General features: G+C 68.9%; 21 protein-coding genes. 10 read left to right on the forward strand and 11 right to left on the reverse strand.

What is annotated here, in order from left to right; genetic code table 11:
* Positions 1-5 precede the first annotated feature (5 nt).
* Entirely contained in the window at positions 6-2396 is a 2391-nt protein-coding gene (locus ACFYWG_RS26320) for a DUF6049 family protein (RefSeq protein ID WP_389203901.1), read from the reverse strand.
* 257 nt (positions 2397-2653) lie between these two features.
* On the opposite strand from ACFYWG_RS26320, the gene ACFYWG_RS26325 reads away from it, so the two are divergent.
* Positions 2654-4099: a CCA tRNA nucleotidyltransferase gene (locus ACFYWG_RS26325; protein ID WP_389203902.1), complete on the forward strand. Its 1446-nt coding sequence runs from the start codon at positions 2654-2656 to the stop codon at positions 4097-4099.
* Between the two features lie 113 nt (positions 4100-4212).
* On the opposite strand, the gene ACFYWG_RS26330 is transcribed toward ACFYWG_RS26325, so the two are convergent.
* From ACFYWG_RS26330 to ACFYWG_RS26345, 4 genes are all read right to left on the reverse strand, one after another.
* Positions 4213-4704, reverse strand: coding sequence for a hypothetical protein (locus ACFYWG_RS26330; RefSeq protein WP_383504213.1), 492 nt, complete (start codon positions 4702-4704; stop codon positions 4213-4215).
* Positions 4705-4828: 124 nt separating this feature from the next.
* A complete protein-coding gene (locus ACFYWG_RS26335; RefSeq protein WP_389203903.1) occupies positions 4829-6091 on the reverse strand; it encodes an MFS transporter in 1263 nt (420 codons plus the stop codon).
* Positions 6092-6180: 89 nt separating this feature from the next.
* Entirely contained in the window at positions 6181-7263 is a 1083-nt protein-coding gene (locus tag ACFYWG_RS26340; RefSeq protein ID WP_376325702.1) for an inositol-3-phosphate synthase, read from the reverse strand.
* A 45-nt stretch (positions 7264-7308) separates the two neighbouring features.
* Positions 7309-7992, reverse strand: a complete 684-nt coding sequence (locus ACFYWG_RS26345; protein ID WP_376325704.1) for a PadR family transcriptional regulator — start codon at positions 7990-7992, stop codon at positions 7309-7311.
* Positions 7993-8734: 742 nt separating this feature from the next.
* Here ACFYWG_RS26345 and ACFYWG_RS26350 point away from each other — a divergent pair.
* Both ACFYWG_RS26350 and ACFYWG_RS26355 read left to right on the forward strand, forming a co-directional pair.
* Complete coding sequence (locus ACFYWG_RS26350; protein WP_389203904.1) at positions 8735-11011, forward strand: transglycosylase domain-containing protein; 2277 nt, start codon at positions 8735-8737, stop codon at positions 11009-11011.
* Between the two features lie 122 nt (positions 11012-11133).
* Entirely contained in the window at positions 11134-12648 is a 1515-nt protein-coding gene (locus ACFYWG_RS26355) for a glycosyltransferase family 87 protein (RefSeq protein WP_389203905.1), read from the forward strand.
* 84 nt (positions 12649-12732) lie between these two features.
* On the opposite strand, the gene ACFYWG_RS26360 is transcribed toward ACFYWG_RS26355, so the two are convergent.
* The 3 genes from ACFYWG_RS26360 to ACFYWG_RS26370 form a co-directional block, all read right to left on the reverse strand.
* A complete protein-coding gene (locus tag ACFYWG_RS26360) occupies positions 12733-13764 on the reverse strand; it encodes an alanine racemase (protein ID WP_376325710.1) in 1032 nt (343 codons plus the stop codon).
* Between the two features lie 112 nt (positions 13765-13876).
* Complete coding sequence (gene femX, locus ACFYWG_RS26365; protein WP_333931786.1) at positions 13877-14998, reverse strand: peptidoglycan bridge formation glycyltransferase FemX; 1122 nt, start codon at positions 14996-14998, stop codon at positions 13877-13879.
* A gap of 163 nt (positions 14999-15161) precedes the next feature.
* On the reverse strand, positions 15162-15467 hold the full coding sequence (locus tag ACFYWG_RS26370; protein WP_385411593.1) for a hypothetical protein: 306 nt from the start codon (positions 15465-15467) through the stop codon (positions 15162-15164).
* A 264-nt stretch (positions 15468-15731) separates the two neighbouring features.
* On the opposite strand from ACFYWG_RS26370, the gene rpsF reads away from it, so the two are divergent.
* The 4 genes from rpsF (at position 15732) to rplI (ending at position 17425) form a co-directional block, all read left to right on the forward strand.
* Positions 15732-16022, forward strand: coding sequence for a 30S ribosomal protein S6 (rpsF, locus tag ACFYWG_RS26375; RefSeq protein ID WP_003991486.1), 291 nt, complete (start codon positions 15732-15734; stop codon positions 16020-16022).
* Positions 16023-16093: 71 nt separating this feature from the next.
* Complete coding sequence (locus ACFYWG_RS26380) at positions 16094-16678, forward strand: single-stranded DNA-binding protein (protein ID WP_383511666.1); 585 nt, start codon at positions 16094-16096, stop codon at positions 16676-16678.
* 45 nt (positions 16679-16723) lie between these two features.
* Positions 16724-16960 carry a 30S ribosomal protein S18 gene (rpsR, locus tag ACFYWG_RS26385; RefSeq protein ID WP_003949403.1) on the forward strand — a complete coding sequence of 79 codons (237 nt, stop codon included), beginning with the start codon at positions 16724-16726 and terminating at the stop codon, positions 16958-16960.
* A gap of 18 nt (positions 16961-16978) precedes the next feature.
* Complete coding sequence (gene rplI, locus ACFYWG_RS26390) at positions 16979-17425, forward strand: 50S ribosomal protein L9 (protein WP_376325715.1); 447 nt, start codon at positions 16979-16981, stop codon at positions 17423-17425.
* 167 nt (positions 17426-17592) lie between these two features.
* On the opposite strand, the gene ACFYWG_RS26395 is transcribed toward rplI, so the two are convergent.
* Entirely contained in the window at positions 17593-18930 is a 1338-nt protein-coding gene (locus ACFYWG_RS26395; RefSeq protein ID WP_383498899.1) for an MATE family efflux transporter, read from the reverse strand.
* Positions 18931-19390: 460 nt separating this feature from the next.
* Between ACFYWG_RS26395 and dnaB the strand changes: the two genes are divergently transcribed.
* Together dnaB and ACFYWG_RS26405 are read left to right on the forward strand one after the other, a co-directional pair.
* Positions 19391-20869, forward strand: a complete 1479-nt coding sequence (gene dnaB, locus ACFYWG_RS26400) for a replicative DNA helicase (protein ID WP_376325717.1) — start codon at positions 19391-19393, stop codon at positions 20867-20869.
* 180 nt (positions 20870-21049) lie between these two features.
* Positions 21050-22435 carry a serine hydrolase domain-containing protein gene (locus ACFYWG_RS26405; protein ID WP_389203906.1) on the forward strand — a complete coding sequence of 462 codons (1386 nt, stop codon included), beginning with the start codon at positions 21050-21052 and terminating at the stop codon, positions 22433-22435.
* 90 nt (positions 22436-22525) lie between these two features.
* Here ACFYWG_RS26405 and ACFYWG_RS26410 read toward each other — a convergent pair whose 3' ends face one another.
* The gene (locus ACFYWG_RS26410; RefSeq protein ID WP_389203908.1) at positions 22526-22978 is read right to left on the reverse strand and encodes a GNAT family N-acetyltransferase; all 453 of its coding nucleotides are present in this window, start codon (positions 22976-22978) and stop codon (positions 22526-22528) included.
* Between the two features lie 54 nt (positions 22979-23032).
* Positions 23033-23497 (reverse strand): MarR family winged helix-turn-helix transcriptional regulator, encoded by a 465-nt coding sequence (locus ACFYWG_RS26415; RefSeq protein WP_389203909.1) that lies wholly within the window; start codon positions 23495-23497, stop codon positions 23033-23035.
* 140 nt (positions 23498-23637) lie between these two features.
* On the opposite strand from ACFYWG_RS26415, the gene ACFYWG_RS26420 reads away from it, so the two are divergent.
* A complete protein-coding gene (locus ACFYWG_RS26420) occupies positions 23638-24846 on the forward strand; it encodes an MFS transporter (protein WP_383498909.1) in 1209 nt (402 codons plus the stop codon).
* Positions 24847-24860: the final 14 nt, after the last annotated feature.

Genomic DNA, 24860 nt, shown 5'->3' on the forward strand with positions numbered 1-24860 from the left:
ACATCTCAACGGTCCACTCTCTCACCCGTGCCGGACGGGTCGGCGCTTTCCGCTGCGGTGTCCGGGGCCGGGTCACTCGGCTGCCCGGGGGCGTCCGCCCGCGAGCCGGACTCCTCTTCCTGACGATCGCCGGGGGCCTGCGGGTTCCGCTTGGCGTCCGCCGGGCCGCCGGCTTGGCCGTCCGTCTCGGCGGCCTCGTCCTCGGCCGCCTCGCGGGCGGCGGCCCGCTTGCGCTGGGTGTACATCCGGAAGCCGGCCAGGACCAGGAGCAGTACGCCACCGCCGATGACCAGCATGACCGTGGGCGTGACCTCGGTGACGCGCACGTCGAAGGTCACCGGCGCACCGTACTTCTGACCGTCCTGCGTGTACAGCTGGGCGACGACCTCCGCCCGGCCGTTGGCATTGGCCGACGTGGTGAACTTCACCGACTGGGCATGGCCGCCGTTCACGGTGACCGGCTGTTCCTCGTACGCGTCTCCGCCGATCTTGAGGCGCGTCGGGTTCTTCGACGTGAGCCGCAGTTCCAGGTTCTCGACGCCCTGCACCAGGTTGTTCTGGACGGTCACCGGGATGGTGGCGCTGCGGCCGGAGAGCTTCGTCTCCGACTTCTCGATCAGCTTGACCCCGTCGATGAGACCGTCGAGGTAGCCCTCGATGCCGTCCCGGTACCCCACCGCCGCGACGCCGCGGCCCCGCCACGTCGTGGACATCTCGCGCTCCATGGCGCGCCCGAAGGGCGTCACGACGCGGTCCTGGCGGGTGAGGATCACCTTGAACTTGTCGAGCTTGCCCTGGGTCCGGGCGATCTGCTCGAAGGCGGCCCGCGGCAGCTCCTGCTTGCGCAGCGAGGAGGGGTACGCCGACGCCGACGGCACCCGGGTGTTGGCCGCCGGGTCGGGCTTGGCCTTGGCGGCGGCGGTGAGGTCCTGGGACTCGGACCAGGTGCCGTCCTGCAGGGTGCCCAGGGCCTCGGCCATGGCCTGGGCCTGGCTGACGGACGGCATGCGCTGCGGGGCGACGACGACGCTGCGCTCCTTGCCCGTCTGCAGGCCGAAGGCGAGGCTCTGGGCCAGGAACCGCTGCACCGCGAGCGTGGACGCCGAGGCACGCGTCAGGTCGCCCTGGAACGCCGAGGACATCCGGGCGTCGGTCACGACCGCCGTGGTGCCCGCGCCGATGGGGCGGGCGGCGGAGGGGGTGTAGGAGAGGTCGTCCTGCAGGCTGTCGCTGCGGGCGATCACCTTGTCGGCACCCGCGGAGGTCGCGACTTTCACGATCGACGGGTCGACGGCGCCCTCCACGGGCCAGGCGAAGTCCTTGGACGGTTTCATGTGGAGGATCGTCGTGATCGTGGGATCGATCGCGTCGGTGGCTTCCTTCACGTGGTTCAGGGTGCCGGTGACGCTCGTGCCCTTGTGGGCGATGGACGCCAGGTCGGGGTCGCCGTAGGGCAGGGCGACGACCTCCTTGCCCGCCACCGCCTTCTGCAGCTCGGCGAGCCAGCGGTTGGCGTCCGCCTTGTGGGTGCCGTCGGTGGTGCTGCCGTCGGCGCCGCGGACCTCGTAGCTCTTGGTCATCGCGTCGACGGAGGCCAGCAGGTCCGGGTCGATCACCCAGGTGACGTCGAGCCCCTTGCCCAGCGACACCATCTGCTCGAGGCGGCCGCCCGGGGCGATCTCCTCGGCCAGCTCGTCGTCCCGGAAGACCGAGGTCTGCTGCTCGTTCGAGCCCGTCTCGGCGACCATGTGGGAGCTGGAGATGAGGGGCCACAGGAACGTCGTCTTCGTCTTGGTGCCGGCTTCCTCCGGCTGCCACGGCAGGAACGTCCGCTGGATGCCGAGCACCTGGTCCCAGGGTTGCGCCGCGGTCTCCCCGGACAGCGCGACGGCGAGCTGGTAGACGCCGTCCCCGCCCAGGTCCAGTTCGTCGACCGGGACCGAGATGCTGAAGGGCTGGGAGACTCCCGGAGTGAGTTCGGGGAACTTCTCCGCGTACTTGCCGCCGACCGTCTCACCTGCGGGTCCCTGGACGTCGTCGCTCTTCCTGGCAAGGGCGTCGATGGACGAACGGGTTTCCAGCGGTGGCCCGACCTGCAGATCCAGGTGGGCGTCGGTGACGGCCTGCCTGCCCTTGTTGGTCAGGGTGCCCGACACGGTCACCGTGTCGCCCTCGGTGGGCGCGCTGGGTGTGAGCGAGTCGACGGCGACGGCCACCGAGCCGGAACCGGCGGTGGCGCGCGCAGACTCCTGTCCGGCCGCGGCCACGGGGCTCGCGACGGGCAGCTGGAGGAGGCCGGCCAGCAGGGGCGCACCCGCGAGCAGTGCCCCGGTGCGCCGCAGCCACCGGCGGGCAGGTGAGGCACTGGTCCCCTGGAAGTCTGCCGCCTCGGCCACGCGCTCGTCCGTCCCTCGTCGTCGTCAGTGGTCGTCGGAATGTGCGTCCACGCATGGTAACGATGCTCGCTGAGGGGAAGTGCCGCGGTCCGCACCACAAGATCGCCCACGGCGGGTCCGTCGGCCCGGTATGCGCCGCTCCGGGGAGCGAGCGGGTGCGTACCCGCCCGAGCCCCGCCTTGTGCCGGTATGGCGTGACGTGTCCGCAGGGATAACCGGGGGAGGCGACAGCACCGGGCCACGTACCCTCTTCTGTTGTGCCGAACGCCAATGAAGACACCTCCAGTGCCCTGAGCCAGGTGCAGCAGCGAGCCGTGAGTGAGCTGCTGCGGGTCGCTCCTGTCGCCGATGACCTCGCCCGCCGCTTCCAGGAGGCAGGGTTCTCGCTCGCCCTGGTCGGCGGCTCGGTGAGGGACGCGCTGCTGGGCCGGCTCGGCAACGACCTGGACTTCACGACCGACGCCCGGCCGCAGGACGTGCTGAAGATCGTGCGCCCCTGGGCGGACGCCGTCTGGGAGGTCGGAATCGCCTTCGGCACGGTCGGTGCGCACAAGGGCGGCTACCAGATCGAGGTGACGACCTACCGGTCCGAGGCCTACGACCGGACCTCGCGCAAGCCCGAGGTCTCCTACGGCGACTCCATCGAGCAAGACCTCGTACGCCGTGACTTCACCGTGAACGCGATGGCTGTCGCGCTGCCGGAGAAGGAGTTCATCGACCCGCACGGCGGGCTGGAGGACCTGGCGGCGCGCGTCCTGCGGACCCCCGGCACTCCGGAGGAGTCCTTCTCGGACGACCCGCTGCGGATGATGCGGGCGGCGCGGTTCGCGGCGCAGCTCGACTTCGAGGTGGCTCCCGAGGTCGTCACGGCCATGACGGACATGGCAGGACGCATCGAGATCGTCTCGGCCGAGCGCGTGCGCGACGAGCTGAACAAGCTCATCCTCTCCGCTCACCCCCGCAAGGGCCTCACCCTGCTCGTGGACACCGGCCTCGCCGATCGCGTGCTGCCCGAGCTGCCGGCCCTGCGGCTGGAGCGTGACGAGCACCACCGCCACAAGGACGTCTACGACCACACGCTGATCGTGCTCGAGCAGGCGATGGCCCTGGAGAGCGACGGCCCCGACCTGATCCTGCGCCTGGCCGCCCTGCTGCACGACATCGGCAAGCCGCGTACGCGCCGTTTCGAGAAGGACGGCCGGGTCTCGTTCCACCACCACGAGGTGGTCGGAGCGAAGATGACCAAGAAGCGCATGACGGCCCTCAAGTACTCCAACGAGCTGGTACGGGACGTCTCCCGACTGGTCGAGCTGCACCTGCGGTTCCACGGCTACGGCACCGGGGAGTGGACCGACTCGGCGGTGCGCCGCTACGTCCGTGACGCCGGTCCGCTCCTCGACCGCCTGCACAAGCTGACCCGCTCGGACTGCACCACGCGCAACAAGCGCAAGGCGGCGGCTCTCTCCCGTGCCTACGACGGGCTGGAGGAGCGGATCGCCCAGCTTCAGGAGCAGGAGGAGCTCGACTCCATCCGCCCGGACCTCGACGGCAACCAGATCATGGAAATCCTGGGTGTGGGCCCGGGGCCGGTCGTCGGTCGTGCGTACCAGCACATGCTGGAGCTCAGGCTGGAGAACGGGCCGATGGAGAGCGATGCCGCGGTGACCGCGCTCAAGGAGTGGTGGGCGGACCAGCAGGACTGAGTCCGTGGCGCGGGGCCCATGTTTCACGTGAAACATGACCCTTGGGTGAGACAGGGCGCAACGAACGGAGGGGCGGTGTTTCACGTGAAACACCGCCCCTCCGGATGTCTGCCCTACTTCTTGTAGTCCTTCAGGCAGAGCAGGAAGTCCTTGCCGTCACCGCTCTGGGTGTAGACGTACTGGAAGTCCTTGGCCTCGGACTCGCACTTGCTGGAAGCCAGCGTGTCCGTGAGGAACTTGCCCTCGATCTTGGCCAGCACCTTGTACTGGGCACCCGAGTCCTTGCAGTCGACAACCTCGAGGTCCGGGTCGTTGTCGTTGGTGCTGCCACGGTGCATGCAGTCGCCGACGGCTGCCGTGTTGGCGTCGTCGCGGCTGGCTATGTAGCCGCCGATGGCCACACCGGCGACGACGAGAACCAGGACGATGTTCTTGACGGTCTTGAAGCTGAGCTTGCGGCCGGCCGGCTGAGGCGGAAGCGGAGCGCCGCCCGGGGGCGGGAAGCCGGGCTGGCCGGGCTGCTGAGGGACGCCGCCCTGCGGCGGGTACGGAGCCTGCGGCTGGCCCTGTGCGAACGGGTTGCCCTGGGGCGGCGGAGTGGACATACGGGGGTCCCCCTAGAAACACGATGACTGACGCGAACATGTCGCGAGATAAGACGCACGTAAGTTATCGGTCCGCACTGACAGCGCAGTAGCCAGGAATGGCTCTGTGGCATTGATGTGACACTTATCGGCGGACAATCCGGGCCATAGCGGCAGCTACTGCCGCGTAGATAACGGCGATCGTGATCACCAGGGGAACGGACCGGCCGTCCGGCGGCAGCATCAGGGCGGCCACGGCGGCTGCTCCGACGAAGAACACGTTGAACAGCACGTCGTACACGGAGAAGATCCGGCCACGGAACCCGTCCTCGACGGACGACTGGACGATCGTGTCCGTGGCGATCTTCGCGCCCTGTGTCGTCAGCCCCAGCACGAAGGCGGCCGCCAGGAGCGGAGCGGTGGCGAAGGGCAGTCCCAGTGCGGGCTCCAGCAGCGCCGCCGTCCCCGCGCACACCACGATCCAGCGGCCCGGGCCGAGGCGCCCCGCGGTCCAGGGCGTGAGCACGGCCGCCGCGAAGAACCCGGCGCCGGAGACACCCAACGCCAGCCCCAGCAGGGCCAGTCCGTCGTCGGTCGTCGAGGTCAGGGCGTACCGGCACAGCATCAGCAGCATGACCAGCAGGGCGCCGTAGCAGAACCGTATGAGCGACATCGCCGCCAGCGCCCAGGCGGCCTCCCTCCGGCCCGGGGCGGCCAGGTGACGCACGCCGGCCGCCAACTCCCGGGCGGTGCCGCTGAGGGCCGTCCGGATCCGCTGTGGCTCCTCCCCCCGGTCGGGTCCGAGGAGTCCGCGCGCCATGCTCAACGAGGCGACGGCGGCGCACAGGTACAGCCCCGCCGCCACGAGCACCACGACGGCGTCCGAGTCCACCGTCGCGAGGCGGACCACGAAGGCGATCCCGCCGCCGGCGGTCGCGGCCAGGGTTCCGGCCGTCGGGGACAGGGAGTTGGCGATGACGAGCCGGTCGGCGTCGACCACGCGCGGCAGGGCGGCCGAGAGGCCGGACAGGACGAAGCGGTTGACGGCCGTGACGCACAGGGCCGAGACGTAGAAGAGCCAGTCGGGAGCCGGGCTGAGCATGAGCAGGGCCGTCGCCATGGCCAACACGGCTCGCAACAGGCTGCCGAAGAGCAGGACCTGACGGCGCCTCCAGCGGTCCAGCAGGACACCGGCGAAGGGCCCGACGAGCGAGTACGGGAGCAGCAGCACCGCCATGGCGGAGGCGATCGCGGCAGCCGAGGTCTGCTTCTCGGGGGAGAAGACGACATAGGCGGCGAGTGCCACCTGGTACACACCGTCGGCCCCCTGGGACAGCAGGCGCACGGCGAGCAGGCGCCTGAACCCCTGGAAGCGCAGCAGGACGCGCAGGTCACGGACGACGGCCATGGGCCCCAGCCTCACATACGGGGAGGGTCCCCGGGTCATGCGACCCGGGGACCCTCACAGCCCTGGCAGGAGCGATCAGTTGTGGCGCCTCAGCGCTCGACCTCACCCTTGATGAACTTCTCGACGTTCTCGCGGGCCTCGTCGTCGAAGTACTGCACCGGCGGGGACTTCATGAAGTAGCTCGACGCCGACAGGATCGGGCCGCCGATGCCGCGGTCCTTGGCGATCTTCGCGGCGCGCAGCGCGTCGATGATGACGCCGGCCGAGTTCGGGGAGTCCCAGACCTCGAGCTTGTACTCCAGGTTCAGCGGGACGTCACCGAAGGCACGGCCCTCGAGGCGGACGTAGGCCCACTTGCGGTCGTCCAGCCAGGCGACGTAGTCGGACGGGCCGATGTGGACGTTGCCCTCGCCCAGCTCGCGGTCGCGGATCTGGGAGGTGACGGCCTGCGTCTTGGAGATCTTCTTCGACTCGAGGCGGTCGCGCTCGAGCATGTTCTTGAAGTCCATGTTGCCGCCGACGTTCAGCTGCATCGTGCGGTCCAGGACGACGCCCCGGTCCTCGAACAGCTTCGCCATGACGCGGTGCGTGATGGTGGCGCCGACCTGCGACTTGATGTCGTCACCGACGATCGGGACGCCCGCCTCGGTGAACTTGTCGGCCCACTCCTTGGTGCCGGCGATGAAGACCGGGAGGGCGTTGACGAAGGCGACCTTGGCGTCGATGGCGCACTGGGCGTAGAACTTCGCCGCGTCCTCGGAACCCACGGGCAGGTAGCAGACGAGGACGTCGACCTGCTTGTCCTTGAGGACCTGGACGACGTCGACCGGCTCCTCGGCGGACTCCTCGATCGTCTCGCGGTAGTACTTGCCGAGACCGTCGAGGGTGTGGCCGCGCTGGACCGTCACACCGGAGTGGGGAACGTCGCAGATCTTGATGGTGTTGTTCTCGGAGGCGCCGATGGCGTCCGCCAGGTCGAGACCGACCTTCTTGGCGTCCACGTCGAACGCGGCGACGAACTCGACGTCGCGGACGTGGTAGTCGCCGAACTGGACGTGCATCAGGCCCGGCACCTTGGACGCCGGGTCGGCGTCCTTGTAGTACTCGACTCCCTGCACCAGCGATGCGGCGCAGTTGCCCACACCGACGATGGCTACGCGGACCGAACCCATTCCGGTTGCTCCCTGTGTGTACGAGTGAGGCCCATCAGCGGGCTCTCACGTGGCGGTGTCGCCGGGCGTATCCGGACGGGGGTCGTCCCCCGGCCGGGGCAGGCCGCCCGACGCTCCAGATGTGGTGTCGCGCGAGGCGGGCTCCCCGGTGGCGGAACCCTTCAGGTCCCGTCCCGCCCGCTCGCTCTCGATGAGCTCGTTCAGCCAGCGCACTTCGCGCTCCACGGACTCCATCCCGTGGCGCTGGAGCTCGAGCGTGTAGTCGTCGAGACGCTCCCGGGTCCGGGCCAGGGAGGCGCTCATCTTCTCGAGGCGCTCCTCCAGCCGGCTGCGGCGTCCCTCCAGCACGCGCATGCGCACGTCGCGTGACGTCTGCCCGAAGAAGGCGAAACGGGCCGCGAAGGTCTCGTCCTCGTACGCGTCGGGCCCCGTCTGCGAGAGGAGCTGCTCGAAGTGCTCCTTGCCCTCCGCGGTCAGCCGGTAGACGATCTTGGCCCGGCGCCCGGCGAGGGGTGCGGCGAGGGCGTCCTCGGCGGTGTTGCCCGGCTCCTCGATCAACCAGCCGTTGGCGACCAGCGTCTTGAGGCAGGGGTAGAGGGTCCCGTAGCTGAACGCCCGGAAGACCCCCAGTGACGTGTTCAGGCGTTTGCGCAGCTCGTAGCCGTGCATCGGAGACTCGCGGAGCAGGCCGAGTACGGCGAACTCGAGGATCCCGGAACGCCGGCTCATCGTCGCCTCCTCTCTGCCGCGGCGCGCATGTATCGGTCCGATGCCTCGGGCCGATGTGTCGTGCTGATGTATCGACTCGATACATCAGCACGATAGAACGGCGTTCCGGCTGCGACAAGGGGGGGTGTGGTGAACGGGATCACATCACCGATTCGTCGCACGCTACTTGCCTGATTTGAGGTGAACTTGGGGACTCGGGAGGTTTTGGCGGTGCGTAGTCTGTGCGCCATGCACAACACCGGGAACCAAGAGACGCCTGTGAGCGTCAGGGTCATCGGTGTAGTACGGGTGCATGCGGGACCGATGAATGCCGAGCCCACCGCATCCGTATTTCGGGGGGACCGGAAACAAGCCGCCGTTTCCAGGCGCGCAGGGGTGCGCCTGCCCGAGGAGTAGTCGTTCGATGAGCGAGCACCGTCGCAAACCGCCGCAGCCGCAGGGAGGCGGACGTGCCGCGGCCCGACGCGGCCAGTCCGGCTCGTCCTCCGGCCGCCGCGCGGCACCGCGAGGCGCAACCGGGTCTCCGTCCGACTCCTATGGGTCGGGTCCTCTCGGCTCAGGGGGTGAGGAGCGTCAGTACGGCGGCCGTGCCGAGGCCCGGCGTGCTGCGCAGAGAAGCACCGGCGGCAGCCGCCGCCGAGGTGCGGAACCGCCCCGGGGCGGCCGCCGCGCCGCAGCCGTTCCCGACAGGAAACGGCTGATCGACTACCCGCGTGCGGGGAAGTACGGCTGGCAGCGCTGGATGCCCTCCTGGAAGCTCGTCTCCGGTCTCTGCATCGGCTTCCTGGGCAGCCTGGTGGCCGTGGCGGGCATCGGGTACGCCATGGTGAGCGTCCCCAACGAGGAGAACGCGGCGGCCCTTTCGCAGAACAACGTCTACTTCTGGGCCGACGGCAGTCAGATGGTCGCGGCCGGCAGTGGCACCAACCGGCAGAACGTCACGATCGAGCGCATTCCGAAGGCCATGCGGGATGCGGTGATCTCGGCTGAGAACAAGACCTTCTACGAGGACTCGGGCGTCGACCCCATGGGTATCGCCCGCGCCCTGGCGAACATGGCCCGCGGCGGTGACACGCAAGGTGGTTCGACGATCACCCAGCAGTTCGTCAAGAACACCTACCTGAGCCAGGAGCAGACGCTCTCCCGCAAGTTCAAGGAGATGTTCATCTCCATCAAGGTGGGCACCAAGCTCAACAAGGACCAGATCCTCCAGGGCTACCTGAACACCTCGTACTACGGCCGTGGCGCCTACGGCATCCAGGCGGCCGCGCAGACGTACTACGGCAAGGACGCGGACCGGCTCTCGGACAGTCAGTGCGCCTTCCTCGCCGCCCTGCTCAAGGGCCCGACGTACTACGACCCCGCGGGCAACGACGGTATCGATCCGACCGCCACCAAGGAGGCCAACCGCAAGCGGTCGGAGGAGCGCTGGGGCTGGATCCTCGAGCAGATGCACAACGACGACAAGCTGACGGACGAGCAGTACCAGAAGGCGATCAGCAAGTACCCCGAGCCCCAGGGCCGCAAGGCGACCAAGGGCATGAGCGGCCAGATCGGCTATCTGGCAGACACGGCCAAGAAGTACGTCCTGAACCACTCCAACATCTCGGAGAAGCAGTTCGACCAGGGCGGCTACCAGATCAAGACGACCTTCGAGAAGGACAAGGTCGACGCTCTGACCGCGGCCGTGAAGAAGGTCGAGAAGCAGCACATCGATCCGAAGAAGCGCGACCTCGACAAGCACGTGCAGTTCGGTGCGGCCTCGGTGAAGCCCAGGGACGGTGCGATCGTCGCCCTCTACGGCGGGGCGGGCTACGAAAAGGGTCACTTCAACAACAACGCCGACACCTCGGGCGTTCCCGTCGGCTCCACCTGGAAGCCGTTTGTGCTCGCCGCCGCAATGGAGCACGGAACGTACCGCAGCGACGGCCCTCTCTCGCCGCTCAGCAAGTACAACGGCAACGACCACCTCAAGGTCCGGAACAACGACGGCACCTACGTCCTGAAGAAGGACAACACGCCGTTCTTCCAGGAGAACGAGAGCGACCGTCCCTGGGGCTACATCACCCTGCGCAAGGCGATGGAGCAGTCGGTCAACACTCCCTTCGTGCAGCTCGGCATGGACGTGGGGATGAAGAACGTGCGAGACGTGGCCGAGAAGTCCGGCATCCTGGACGCCAGCTTCGCGACACTGGACCCCTCGTTCGCCCTCGGTACCTCGACTCCCAGCGCCATCCGCATGGCGGACGCCTACGCGACGTTCGCGGCCGCAGGCAAGCAGGCGGCCCCTTACTCGGTGACCAGCGTCAAGTACGAGGGACAGGACGTCCCCGGCTTCGACAAGCCGCGCGTGACGCAGGCCATGCCGGAGAACGTCGCCAACAACGTCACCGACGTTCTGGAGAACGTGATCCAGAACGGCACGGGCAAGAACGCCCTGAGCCTGGGGCGCACGGCGGCCGGCAAGACCGGTACGACGGACGAGAACAAGTCCGCCTGGTTCGTCGGCTACACCAAGCAGCTGTCGACATCCGTCGCGATGTTCCGCGAGGACCCCAAGAGCGCCAAGCTGCTGTCCATGAACGGCACCGCCGGTGTCGAGTCCATCCACGGCGGTGACATCCCCACTCTCGTGTGGACCGAGTACATGAAGGCCGCTCTGAAGGGGGAGGCCGACCCCGGCTTCCCGGAGCCCGAGAAGATCGGCACCGTCCAGGACGCCCTCGGCGCACCCACGCCCAAGCCGACGCCCAGTGAGACGCCGCCGTCCGAGACGCCGAGCGAGACGCCGAGCGCCACGCCCAGCGAGACCCCGACGTCTCCGTCGCCCACGCCGAGTGACACCTGCGGCTTCTTCGGCTGCCAGGAAGACGGCGGCCAGAACAACGGAGGCCAGAACAACGGCGGCACGGACGGAGGCATCACCACTCAGCCGACAGAACCCACCGAGACGGCCGACGACGGTGGTACCAGCAGAGGCAACGGCAACGGAGGCATCTTCGGAGGCCCCAACGGCTAGCCGGCCAACCGCCCGGCTTGGGTGTTTCACGTGAAACGCGAAGGTGTTTCACGTGAAACGAGGGCCGCCGCACCCACCTGGGTGCGGCGGCCCTCGGCGTATGGCCGGACTCGTACGGCAGGATGTGCGGCATGCCCAGTGCAGAATCGACGCGAGCAGGCGTCCAGAAGCCGGAGCCGGTGCTGCCGACCAAGGAGGACGCGGTCGCCGCGGCCGGCAGCGAGCTGATCGGTGGCCCGCTCGGGCGGCGTGCCCTGCTCGGGACGTCGTGGTGGACCCCGGTACGCGTGATCGCCCTGGTGGCGATCGGCGTGTTCGCCCTCGGCCTGGTCCAGAAGGCACCCTGCTACAACGGCGCCTGGTTCTACGGGGCCAGCTCCCAGTACACACACGCCTGCTACTCGGACATTCCGCACCTGTACCAGGGGCGCGGCTTCGCCGACGGCCTGGTGCCGTACTTCGATCGGCTTCCCGGTGACATGCAGTACCTGGAGTACCCGGTGCTGACCGGTGTCTTCATGGAGGTCGCCTCCTGGCTCACGCCCGGCAGCGGCACGATCCAGGACCAGGAGCAGTGGTACTGGATGGTCAACGCCGGGATGCTCATGGTCTGCGCGGCGGTCATCGCCGTAAGCGTGACCCGTACGCACGCCCGGCGGCCCTGGGACGGTCTGCTGGTCGCTCTGGCGCCCGCCTTCGCGCTCACGGCGACCATCAACTGGGACTTGCTGGCGGTCGCTCTGACGGCCGCGGCCATGCTGATGTGGTCCCGCGGCCGGGCGCTCGCCTTCGGTGTCCTGCTGGGGCTGGCGACGGCCGCCAAGCTCTATCCGTTCCTGCTCCTCGGGCCGCTGCTGGTGCTGTGCTGGCGCGCGGGCAGATGGCGGGAGTTCGGGACGGCCCTCGGCGGAGCGGTCGCCGCCTGGGTCGTGGTGAACGGCCCGGTCATGCTGTTCGCGTTCGAGGGCTGGTCGAAGTTCTACACCTTCAGCCAGGAGCGGGGCGTCGACTTCGGTTCGTTCTGGCTGATCATGGCGCAGAACTCGGACGACCCGCTCGGCACCGAGACCGTGAACACGCTCGCCACAGTGCTGATGCTGGTGTGCTGTGCGGGCGTGGCGGCCCTGGCCCTGATGGCTCGGCGCCGCCCACGCTTCGCTCAGCTCGCGTTCCTCATCGTCGCGGCGTTCATCCTCACCAACAAGGTCTACTCACCGCAGTACGTCCTGTGGCTGGTGCCGCTGGCTGCTCTCGCCCGGCCCAAGTGGCGGGACTTCTTGATCTGGCAGGCCTGCGAGGTGGCGTACTTCCTGGGGATCTGGCTGTACCTCGCGTACACGACCAGCGGAGATGCCCACAAGGGCCTGCCCACCGACGGGTACCACTGGGCCATCGGCCTGCATCTGCTCGGGACGCTCTACCTGTGCGTCATGGTCGTGCGCGACATCCTGCGGCCGGACCGGGACCCGGTGCGCAGGTCCGGCGACGACGATCCCTCGGGCGGTGTGCTGGACGGGGCGAAGGACGTCTTCGTCCTCGGTCGTGCTGCCAAGCCCGAGCGGGAGGAGGCGGCGGCCCGGTTCGACGGACCCGCGGTCGAGTGGGGACGACAGGGAGCCACGGGCGGTTCGCTCTGAGCGAACACCCTCAGAGGGCGCGCGACAAGCGGAGAGGCCGGACACGGGAGTCGTGTCCGGCCTCTGTCGTACCTGCCGGCTCGGTCAGCGGTCCACGATCCGGTCGAACTGGGTGGTGGTGTGCCGCAGATGGGCCACCAGCTCCTCGCCGACCTTCGGCTCCGGCGCGTCCGCGGGCACGAACAGGATCGACACCTGCATGTGCGGCGGTTCGGCGAACCACCGCTGCTTGCCGCCCCACACGAACGGGGAGAGGTTCCGGTTCACCGTCGCCAGGCCGGCCCGGGCGACGCCCTTGGCGCGCGGCATGACGCCGTGCAGGGCCTTCGGGGCCTCCAGACCCACTCCGTGCGACGTTCCGCCCGCCACGACCACCAGGAAGCCGTCGGAGGCCGCCTTCTGCTGCCGGTAGCCGAAGCGGTCGCCCTTGGCGACGCGCGTGACATCCAGCACCGCGCCGCGGTACTCGGTCGCGTCGTGGTCCCCCAGCCACAGCCGCGTGCCGATGCGGGCCCGGAAACGGGTCTGCGGGAACTGCTGCTGCAGCCGGGCGAGGTCCTCGGCCTTGAGGTGGCTGACGAACATGGTGTGCAGCGGCAGGCGTGCGGCCCGCAGCCGGTCCATCCAGCCGATGACCTCCTCGACGGCGTCCGAGCCGTCCGTGCGGTCCAGCGGCAGATGGATGGCGAAGCCCTCCAGGCGGACGTTCTCGATGGCGGCGTGGAGCTGGGCGAGGTCCTCCTCGCTGATGCCGTGCCGCTTCATCGAGGACATCACCTCGATCACCACACGGGCACCGACGAGACCGTACACACCGTCTATCGAGGAGACGGAGCGGATCACGCGGTCGGGCAGCGGCACCGGCTCCTCGCCGCGCCGGTAGGGCGTCAGCACCAGCAGGTCGCCGCCGAACCAGTCCTTGATCCGGGCGGCCTCGTAGGTCGTGCCGACGGCCAGGACGTCCGAACCCAGGCGGGTGGCCTCCTCCGCCAGCCGCTCGTGCCCGAAGCCGTAGCCGTTGCCCTTGCAGACCGGCACGAGACCGGGGAACTGCTCCTGCACGTGCTTGTGGTGCGCCCGCCAGCGCGCGGTGTCGACGTAGAGCGTGAGCGCCATGGCCGGACCTGGAACCTTTCTCGTGGTTGCCGTGAATCAGCGATTGCGGTGGATCAGCGGTGCCGTCGGACGGCGGTCGCCGTGGAGCAGGTGGGGAAGCACCGAACAGAGGTCACCGACGGGACATATACATGTCGAGCGCCTTGTGCAGCAGCTTGTTCAGCGGGAAGTCCCATTCGCCGAGGTACTCGGCGGCCTGGCCGCCCGTACCCACCTTGAACTGGATCAGGCCGAAGAGGTGGTCGGTCTCGTCCAGCGAGTCGGAGATGCCGCGCAGGTCGTAGACGGTGGCGCCGAGCGCGTAGGCGTCGCGCAGCATCCGCCACTGCATGGCGTTGGAGGGACGGACCTCGCGGCCGATGTTGTCGGAGGCGCCGTAGGAGTACCAGACGTGGCCGCCGACGATGAGCATGGTCGCCGCCGACAGGTTCACCCCGTTGTGGCGGGCGAAGTACAGCCGCATGCGGTTGGGGTCCTCGGTGTTGAGGGCCGTCCACATGCGCTGGAAGTACGACAGCGGGCGCGGGCGGAAGTGGTCGCGCACGGCCGTGATCTCGTACAGGCGCTGCCATTCCTCGAGGTCCTGGTAGCCGCCCTGGACGACCTCGACACCGGCCTTCTCGGCCTTCTTGATGTTGCGGCGCCACAGCTGGTTGAAGTTCTTGTGGACCTCTTCCAGGGACCGGTTCGCGAGCGGCACCTGGTAGACGTAGCGCGGCTGGACGTCGCCGAAGCCGGCGCCGCCGTCCTCGCCCTGCTGCCAGCCCATGCGGCGCAGCTTGTCGGCCACCTCGAAGGCCCGCGGCTCGATGTGGTCGGCCTCGATGTCGCGCAGACGCTTGACGTCGGGGTTCTGGATGCCCTGCTTGATGGACGCGGCCTCCCAGCGCCGGATGATCACCGGCGGGCCCATCTTCACCGAGAAGGCGCCCTGCTGCTTCAGGTGCGCCAGCATCGGCTCGATCCACTCCTGCAGGTTCGGCGCGAACCAGTTGATGACCGGGCCCTCGGGCAGGTAGGCGAGGTAGCGCTTGATCTTCGGCAGCTGGCGGTAGAGGACCAGACCCACACCGACCAGTTCACCGGTGCGGTCGTCGAACCAGCCGAGGTTCTCCGAGCGCCACTCGGCCTTCACGTCAGCCCAGGCCGGGACCTGCATGTGGCTCGCCGACGGCAGGCTCTGGATGTACGCCAGATGCTGCTCTCGACTGATGGTCCTCAGGGTCAGGCTCATTCGGGGCGCTCCTCGGGCTGGTGTGTCCCCATGGGTTCAGGGGCTCCGGCTCTCGCGCGAAGCCTACTGCGCCGTGGGAGCGCCTCGTCTGGGCGTACGAATCTCCGCCCCGGCGCGAGGCCGGCCGGGGCGGGATCCGGTGTGCGGAAGGGAGTGTCCGGCGTCAGCCGATGAGGCCGCCGTGCGCCATGCCGAGGAAGAACCCGACGCCGGATGCGCCGAGTCCCAGGATCAGGCCGAAGCGTTCCCGGGTCGTCTCCGAGATCCACTGGCCGTACGCACCCGTGAGGATGCCCACCAGGCCGGCCCAGGAGCTGAGAACGTGCAGGTCGTCGCTGATGATCGCCGTGAGGAAAGCGGTGAGGCCCAGGACCAGGGACACCACGAGAAGGGCGTCCTGGAGGGGATGGGGTCTTCCGTCCGTGGCGAAGAGGCCGCCGCCGGTGTTGGATCGCAATGCCTGTGCCATAGGGCACCTCCTGCGAAAGTCGGCGCATCGTAGCGCCATACACACCCGATGTGTACAGATTGGCCGCCCTGGCGGCCGGATTTCAACCGGAAGCCACCGGGCGGGTACTGTGTACCGTCCGCACCGGTGTCTGCCCATGCCATGGCGAGGGCTTCTCCACAGAACCCCTGATTGTCAGTGGTGGCCGATACCGTTGCCTACGCATCACAACCCTCCTGCCACGGAACGACCGTGGCCGCTGAGTCCGAAGGAGGTGGGTTCCACATGCGTCACTACGAGGTGATGGTCATCCTCGACCCCGACGTCGAGGAGCGCGCTGTCTCTCCGCTGATCGAGAACTTCCTCTCTGTCGTCCGTGACGGCGGCGGAAAGGTCGAGAAGGTCGACACCTGGGGTCGTCGTCGTCTCGCGTACGAGATCAAGAAGAAGCCCGAGGGCATCTACTCGGTCATCGACCTGCAGGCCGAGCCTGCGGTCGTCAAGGAGCTCGACCGCCAGATGAACCTGAACGAGTCGGTCCTCCGGACCAAGGTCCTCCGTCCCGAGACCCACTGAGCTTCCCCGCTCAGCTGATCCCGGGATTCGAGTAGCAAGCAGCCAGAGCAAACCCGCCGAGAGGTTCCCCCATGGCAGGCGAGACCGTCATCACGGTGGTCGGCAATCTTGTCGACGACCCCGAGCTGCGCTTCACCCCCTCCGGTGCGGCGGTCGCGAAGTTCCGTGTCGCGTCCACTCCCCGCACCTTCGACCGCCAGACGAACGAGTGGAAGGACGGCGAGAGCCTGTTCCTGACCTGCTCGGTCTGGCGTCAGGCGGCGGAGAACGTCGCGGAGTCGCTCCAGCGAGGCATGCGCGTCATCGTGCAGGGCCGGCTGAAGCAGCGGTCCTACGAGGACCGTGAGGGCGTCAAGCGCACGGTCTACGAGCTGGACGTCGAGGAAGTCGGCGCCAGCCTGCGCAACGCCACGGCCAAGGTCACCAAGACCAGCGGCCGGGGTGGCCAGGGCGGCTACAGCGGTGGCGGTGGCGGCGGCCAGGGTGGCGGCGGCTGGGGCGGCGGCCCCGGCGGCGGTCAGCAGGGCGGCGGCGCTCCCGCCGACGACCCCTGGGCGACCGGTGCTCCCGCCGGTGGCAACCAGGGCGGTGGCGGCGGCTGGGGTGGAAACTCCGGCGGCGGTGGCGGCGGCTACTCGGACGAGCCTCCCTTCTGAGGGTCGGCTCGTACCCACACTTCTTGATCACACAGGAGAATCACCATGGCGAAGCCGCCTGTGCGCAAGCCGAAGAAGAAGGTCTGCGCTTTCTGCAAGGACAAGGTCACGTACGTGGACTACAAGGACACGAACATGCTGCGGAAGTTCATTTCCGACCGCGGCAAGATCCGTGCCCGCCGCGTGACCGGCAACTGCACGCAGCACCAGCGTGACGTCGCCACGGCCGTGAAGAACAGCCGTGAGATGGCGCTGCTGCCCTACACGTCCACCGCGCGATAAGGGAAGGGTGACCGACACATGAAGATCATCCTCACCCACGAGGTGTCCGGCCTCGGTGCCGCCGGCGACGTCGTCGACGTCAAGGACGGTTACGCTCGCAACTACCTGATTCCGCGGAAGTTCGCTATCCGCTGGACCAAGGGTGGCGAGAAGGACGTCGCGCAGATCCGTCGTGCTCGCAAGATCCACGAGATCCAGACCATCGAGCAGGCCAACGCTGTGAAGGCCCAGCTCGAGGGTGTCAAGGTCCGCCTGGCCGTCCGCTCCGGCGACGCCGGTCGTCTCTTCGGCTCCGTCACCCCGGCCGACATCGCTTCGGCGATCAAGGCTTCCGGTGGCCCCGAGGTCGACAAGCGCCGCATCGAGCTCGGCTCGCCGATCAAGACGCTGGGCGCCCACGAGACGTCCGTGCGCCTGCACCCCGAGGTTGACGCCAAGGTCAGCATCGAGGTCGTCGCGGCCTGAGTGCCGTCCTCACTGACGAAGTGAGCGAGGGGGCCGCATCCTTCGGGATGCGGCCCCCTCGTCGTATTTGCTGCGGGTACGTTTCACGTGAAACGTGACCATCGGCAGGGCAGCGTTTGTTTCACGTGAAACGCTCTCCTGCGGCTGCGGCTGCGGCTGCGGCAGCGTCAGCGCGTCGCGCCGGTCACGATCCAGCGGCCCGACCGGCTCCGCAGCCACAGAGTGAGCATCCGGACGGTCATCATCAGCGTCATCGTGGCCCACAGGGCGGTGAGCCCACCGCCGAGGACCGGCACCAGCAGGGCGGCCGGCGTGAAGACCGCCAGCGTGATCAGCATGGCCCATGCCAGGTAGGGGCCGTCACCGGCGCCCATGAGGACCCCGTCCAGGACGAAGACGATCCCGGATATCGGCTGGGAGAGGGCGACGATGATCAGGGCGGGCAGCGCCACGTCCTTGACCGCAGGGTCACTGGTGAACAGAGGGAGGAAGGCCGGCCGGGCGACGACCACCAGCACACCGAGGACGACTCCGACGGCGATGCCCCACTCCACCATGCGGCGGCACACATCCCGGGCGCCCTGGGCGTCACCGGCTCCCAGATAGCGCCCGATGATGGCCTGCCCGGCGATGGCGATGGCGTCCAGAGCGAAGGCCAGCAGGCTCCACAGGGAGAGGATGATCTGGTGGGCGGCGATGTCGGCGTCTCCGAGCCGGGCGGCGACCGCCGTGGCGATCATCAGGATCGCTCGGAGGGACAGGGTGCGCACCAGCAGGGGGACACCGGCCTGGGCCGATGCCCTGATCCCGGCCGCGTCGGGGCGCAGGGAAGCACCGTGCTTCCGTGCCCCGCGGAGGACGACCACGAGGTAGACCCCGGCCATGCCGCACTGGGCGATGACCGTGCCCCACGCGGAACCGGCGATGCCCAGGTCGGCTCCATAGACGAGGCCGGCGTTGAGAGCGCCGTTGGCGACGAAGCCGGCCACGGCCACGTAGAGCGGCGTCTTGGTGTCCTGCAGACCGCGCAGGACACCGGTCGCGGCCAGGACGACGAGCATGGCGGGAATGCCGAGGACGGAGATGCGCAGGTAGGTCGTCGCGTACGGGGCGGCCGCGTCGGAGGCGCCGAAGAGAGCCACGAGGTGCGGTGCCGTGGGCAGGGCAGCGGCGACGACGGCGGCGCCGAGGAGGAGGGCCAGCCAGATGCCGTCCATACCCTGCCGGATGGCGGCTGGGAGGTCGCCGGCACCCACACGCCGGGCCACGGCGGCCGTCGTGGCGTAGGCGAGGAAGACGAAGACGCTGACCGCGGTCATCAGCAGGGCCGAGGCGACGCCGAGTCCGGCGAGTTGCGCGGTGCCCAGATGGCCCACGATGGCGGTGTCGGCCAGGAGGAAGAGCGGCTCGGCGACGAGTGCGCCGAACGCCGGCACGGCCAGCGCGACGATCTCTCGGTCGTGCTGTCTCCGGCCGCTTCGGCGGCGCACGGGGGCCTGTGTCATGTGCACCAATCTAATCGTCCACAGGTAAGAGATGCAAAGGTTCTTCGACCCTTACTCTGGGTCCGGGTGTGCGTACTGCTGTGCACCATTCGAAGCGATCTTGCTCCGCACGGGAAAGTTTTTCTTCTGCACAACCAGTGGACGGCAAAAGTGCACGTCAGAGGGTTGGGTATAGGAGGAGGGGGAGCTTGTTCACAGGGCTGTCCACCGGGTCGTGCACAGGTTTCGCGGAGTTCTCCACAGCATCTGGGCCGTCGTCCACATGGCCTGTGGATAACCAGATTGGCTGACGGTGCCGACGGGCCTACGGTAGTCCGGCGCCCGCTCCGTCCGCCGGTTCTCGAAACGCCACAAAACCGGCCTCCGTCAAACGGAGTTGGGCCTCTCATTTGTCAGTGCCGTGCCGTAGAAAGAACGGGCACGGCGAGGTCTGCTGCGGCGGACGTGAGGAGGTGGCTCGGTGAGCATTTCCGAGCCCTTGGACGACCCGTGGGCCGACAGCGGGCCCAGTGATCGTCTGCCCGCCTCCCGCCGACGCGGCGACGGAGCCCGGGGCCGCGACGAGCAGCACGAGCGCGGCAGGGACACCGGGTGGGACGGTGGCTCGGCCCCGTCGTTCGAGCGGGTGCCGCCCCAGGACATCGAGGCGGAGCAGTCCGTCCTCGGCGGCATGCTGCTCTCCAAGGACGCCATCGCCGACGTCGTCGAGATCCTCAAGGGACACGACTTCTACAAGCCGGCGCACGAGACGATCTATCAGGCCGTCCTCGACATCTACGCCAAGGGCGAGCCGGCCGACCCCATCACCATCGCCGCCGAGCTGACCAAGCGCGGCGAGATCAACAAGGTCGGCGGGGCCTCCTATCTGCACACCCTCGTCCAGACGGTGCCCACGGCGGCGAACGCGGCCTACTACGCGGAGATCGTGCACGAGCGGGCGGTGCTGCGCCGCCTCGTCGAGGCGGGCACGCGCATCACGCAGATGGGATACGCGGCCGACGACGACGTCGACGAGATCGTCAACCGAGCCCAGGCCGAGGTCTACGCGGTCACCGAGCAGCGCACCAGCGAGGACTACCTCCCGCTCGGCGACATCATGGAGGGCGCGCTCGACGAGATCGAGGCGATCGGCTCGCGCAGCGGCGAGATGACCGGCGTGCCCACCGGCTTCACCGACTTCGACTCCCTCACCAACGGCCTGCATCCCGGCCAGATGATCGTCATTGCCGCGCGTCCCGCCATGGGCAAGTCGACGCTCGCGCTGGACTTCGCCCGCGCGGCCTCGATCAAGAACAACCTGCCGAGCGTGATCTTCTCCCTCGAGATGGGGCGCAACGAGATCGCGATGCGCCTGCTGTCCGCAGAGGCCCGCGTCGCCCTGCACCACATGCGGTCCGGCACGATGACGGACGAGGACTGGACGCGTCTGGCCCGGCGGATGCCGGACGTCTCGGCCGCGCCTCTCTACATCGACGACTCGCCGAACCTGTCGATGATGGAGATCCGCGCCAAGTGCCGGCGCCTCAAGCAGCGCAACGACCTGCGGCTGGTCGTCATCGACTACCTCCAGCTGATGCAGTCCGGTGGCTCCAAGCGGGCCGAGAGCCGCCAGCAGGAGGTCTCGGACATGTCCCGTAACCTCAAGCTGCTCGCCAAGGAGCTGGAGATCCCGGTCATCGCGCTGTCGCAGCTGAACCGTGGTCCCGAGCAGCGCACGGACAAGAAGCCGATGGTCTCGGACCTGCGTGAGTCCGGCTCCATCGAGCAGGACGCGGACATGGTCATCCTGCTGCACCGCGAGGACGCCTACGAGAAGGAGTCCCCGCGTGCCGGTGAGGCCGACCTGATCGTGGCCAAGCACCGAAACGGCCCGACGGCGACGATCACGGTCGCCTTCCAGGGCCACTACTCCCGCTTCGTGGACATGGCGCAGACCTGATCTCCTGCGGTGCCCGCGACCGCCGCGCCGCGCTCCTCCGGCAGGGCGGCCCCCACCGAGGCCACCGTCGGCCCGGCTGTACCCGCCTCGCCGATGGAGAAGGCTCCGCAATCGAGAGAACCGCTGCGCCGGCCGTGAAATGAAGTCGACTCATGCGCCGACGGCGGGTGGACTGGGGGCATGACGACACCTCAGGAAGAGCTGCTCCCCGCGACGCGGCGTGCATTGCTGCACCGGATCGCCGTGGCCCAGGCCGAGGGCCGGGCGCCCTCGCTGGTCGCGGCCGTCGTGCGCGACGGGCGGGCTGTGTGGCACGGGAGCCGGAGCTCGGTGGAGGGGCACGCGCCCGACGAGAACACCCAGTACCGCATCGGCTCGATCACCAAGACCTTCACGGCCGTTCTGGTGATGCGCCTGCGGGACGAAGGACTGTTCGGACTCGATGATCCCCTGGAGAAGTACCTCCCGGGCACCGGCGCCGGGGAGGCGACGATCGCCCACCTGCTGGCGCACACCGGCGGGCTGGCGGCCGAGTCCCCCGCACCGTGGTGGGAGCGCACGCCGGGGTCCCTGCGGCCCGAACTCTCCGACGTTCTCGGCGAGCAGCCTCTGCTGCACCCCGTCGGCCGGCGGCACCACTACTCCAACCCGGGTTACACGCTTCTGGGCGCGCTGGTGGAAGAGGTGCGGGGAACGTCCTGGGAGGAGGCCCTGCGGCGGGAAGTGCTCGAGCCGCTGGGCCTGCACCGAACCGGCGTGCGGCCGGAAGCTCCCCACGCGGGGGGCTGGGCCGTCCATCCCTGGGCGGACGTGCTGCTGCCCGAGCCGGTCGAGGATCTCGGGCGGATGGCACCCGCAGGGCAGCTCTGGTCGACGACGGGGGACCTGGCCCGGTTCGCCTCCTTCCTGGTGCGGGGCGACGCACGCGTGCTGAGCGCCGCGTCACTGCGGGAGATGCGGACACCGGCAGCTCCCGCGGAGGCGGCGGATGTGATGTCCGGGGACACCTATGGCCTTGGCATGCAGATCCAGCGGCGTCACGGGCGGCTCCTCGTCGGGCACACCGGCTCCCTGCCGGGCTTCCTGGCCACCGTGACCATCAGCGTGGAGGACGATGCCGCCGCGGTCGTTCTGGCCAACTGCACCTCCGGCCCCCTGGTGTCCACGGTCGCCGCCGATCTGGTCCGCATCACGGCCGAGGCCGAACCACGGATCCCTGCCCCGTGGACGCCGCTGCGCCGGATCGATCCGTCGGTGCTGGAGCTGGCCGGACAGTGGTACTGGGGGACGTACGCCTTCGCCCTGCGCTTCACGGCCGACGGGCTCGCCTCGCTGGAGCCGCTGTCCGGCAACGGACGCCGTTCACGCTTCCGCCCGAACGGCGACGGTTCGTGGACCGGACTGGAGGGCTACTACGCCGGCGAACTGCTGAAGGTCGTCCGGAAGGACGACGGGAGCGTGGACCACCTGGACCTGGGGTCGTTCGTGTTCACGCGGCAGCCGTACGAAGGGGCAGCCGAGGTGCCGGGTGGGGTCGACCCCGACGGGTGGCGCGGTATCGGCTAGCGGGCCACAAGCCCGAGGGGGCCGCTGTTTCACGTGAAACAGCGGCCCCCTCATCATGCGGTCAGAGTCGAAGCCAGAGCCCTGGTGTGATCAGAGCTGGAGCTTGAAGCCCGTGTGCGAGGCCTCGAAGCCGAGCCGCTCGTAGAAGCGGTGGGCGTCGAGACGGGTCTTGTCGGAGGTGAGCTGGACCAACTGGCAACCCTGCTCGCGGGAGGTGTCGATCGCCCATTCGATGAGCTGCGTACCGAGGCCGCTGCCGCGCTCGTCGGCATGGATGCGGACACCTTCGATGATCGACCTGGTGGCGCCGCGCCGGGACAGACCGGGGATGATCGTCAGCTGAAGGGTGCCGACGATTCGGTTCTCCCGGACCGCCACGACCACATGCTGGTTCGGATCCGAGCGCAGCCGCTCCAGTGCCTCCAGGTACGGCGCCAGGTCGTCCGGCGACTCGCGCTGGGCGCCCAGGGGGTCGTCAGCGAGCATCGCGACGATCGCCGGCACGTCGTCGGCGACGACAGGACGTATTTCAAGATCTCCCATGGCGCCACCCTATGCAGGAGTCTTACGCGCGAGTCCTGCTTTCCGGCCACAGGTTCAGGCCGGTACGGGTGCCTTCAGTGTCTCGACGACCCGGACCAGAGGCGCCAGCTCGGGGTTCTTCGCCGCCTCGTCAAGCGCCTCGCGCAGTGCGGCGTCGTTGGTGGGCCGTGCCGCCTCCAGCAGCGCCAGGCCCGCCTCGGTGACGTTGGTGTAGATACCCCGGCGGTCGGTGGGGCAGAGGTAGCGCTCCAGCAGGCCCCGGTCCTCGAGCCGGGTGACCAGGCGGGTGGTGGCGCTCTGGCTGAGAACGACCGCGTCGGCCACCTGCTTCATCTGCAGATGGCCTCCCTCGCCGTCGTGCTGCCGGCTGAGTACGTCCAGCAGGGAGTACTCGCGCGCACTCAGGTCGTGCCGGCCCTGCAGGGCGCGCTCGATCTGGGCCTCGATCCTCCCGTGGAGCAGGGAGAGGGCGCACCAGCCCTGGGCGAGGGCGGTGAGCGCGGGGTCCGTCGCTGTCATTGGCGTTTCCTCCGTCCCGAGCGGCTGTCTCCCAGGATAGGGCAGCGCCGCAATAGACGGCGGTTGCATATAGCCCGCGTCTGCAACTATTGTGGACGCACGCAAAGCGCTCCTGCAATCTTCTGGAAGGTAACCCCTCCATGCCTCTCGCGCTTCTGGCCCTCGCGATCGGGGCCTTCGGGATCGGAACGACAGAGTTCGTGATCATGGGCCTGCTGCCCGAGGTCGCCGCCGACTACGGGGTCTCCATCCCCACCGCCGGCTACTTGGTGACCGGCTACGCGCTCGGTGTGATGTTCGGCGCCCCGCTGATGACCGTGCTGGGCACCAAGGTCTCCCGCAAGCGGATGCTCATGCTGCTGATGGGCCTGTTCATCGCCGGCAACCTGCTCTCCGCCTTCGCCCCGGCCTTCTCCGTCATGCTGATCGGCCGGATCGTCGCCTCACTCGCCCACGGCGCCTTCTTCGGCATCGGCTCGGTCGTCGCGGCCGACCTCGTCGCCCCCCACAAGAAAGCCGGGGCCATCGCGATGATGTTCACCGGCCTGACCGTCGCCAACGTGGTCGGCGTCCCCCTGGGCACGCTCGTCGGCCAGTCCATCGGCTGGCGGGTCACCTTCGGCATCGTCGCCGCCCTCGGCGTCGTCGGCCTCGCAGGCATCGCCCGGCTGGTCCCCGACATGCCCAAGCCGGAGGGCGTGCGCCTGCGGCACGAGCTGGCCGCCTTCAAGAACGTGCAGGTGCTGCTGGCGATGGCCATGACCGTCCTCGGCTTCGGCGGGGTCTTCGCGGCCATCACCTACATCGCGCCGATGATGACCCACGTCGCCGGTTTCGCCGACGGCTCCGTCACCTGGCTGCTCGTCCTCTTCGGTCTCGGCATGGTCGGCGGCAACCTGCTCGGCGGCAAGTTCGCGGACCGCGCCCTCATGCCCATGCTGTACGTCTCCCTGGGCGCCCTGGCCGTCGTCCTGGCGCTCTTCACGCTCACCGCCCACGACAAGGTGCTCTCCGCCGTCACCATCACGCTGATCGGCGCCCTGGGCTTCGCCACCGTGCCGCCGCTGCAGAAGCGGGTCCTCGACCAGGCGCACGGAGCACCGACGCTGGCCTCAGCCGTGAACATCGGCGCCTTCAACCTCGGCAACGCCCTGTCCGCCTGGCTCGGTGGGATCGTGATCGCCGCCGGCCTCGGCTACACCGCCCCCAACTGGGTCGGCGCCGTCCTCGCCGCCGCCGCCCTGGTCCTGGCCGTCCTCTCGGCCGCCCTGGAGCGCCGAGGCACCACCCCCACCGCCGCCGTCGCGGGCTCCGCTCCGGCCGCACAGCGGGTCACCGTCCACCAGTGAGCACCCGGCCACCG

It is taken from the genome of Streptomyces sp. NPDC003456 (assembly GCF_042878735.1).
Taxonomy (GTDB): domain Bacteria; phylum Actinomycetota; class Actinomycetes; order Streptomycetales; family Streptomycetaceae; genus Streptomyces.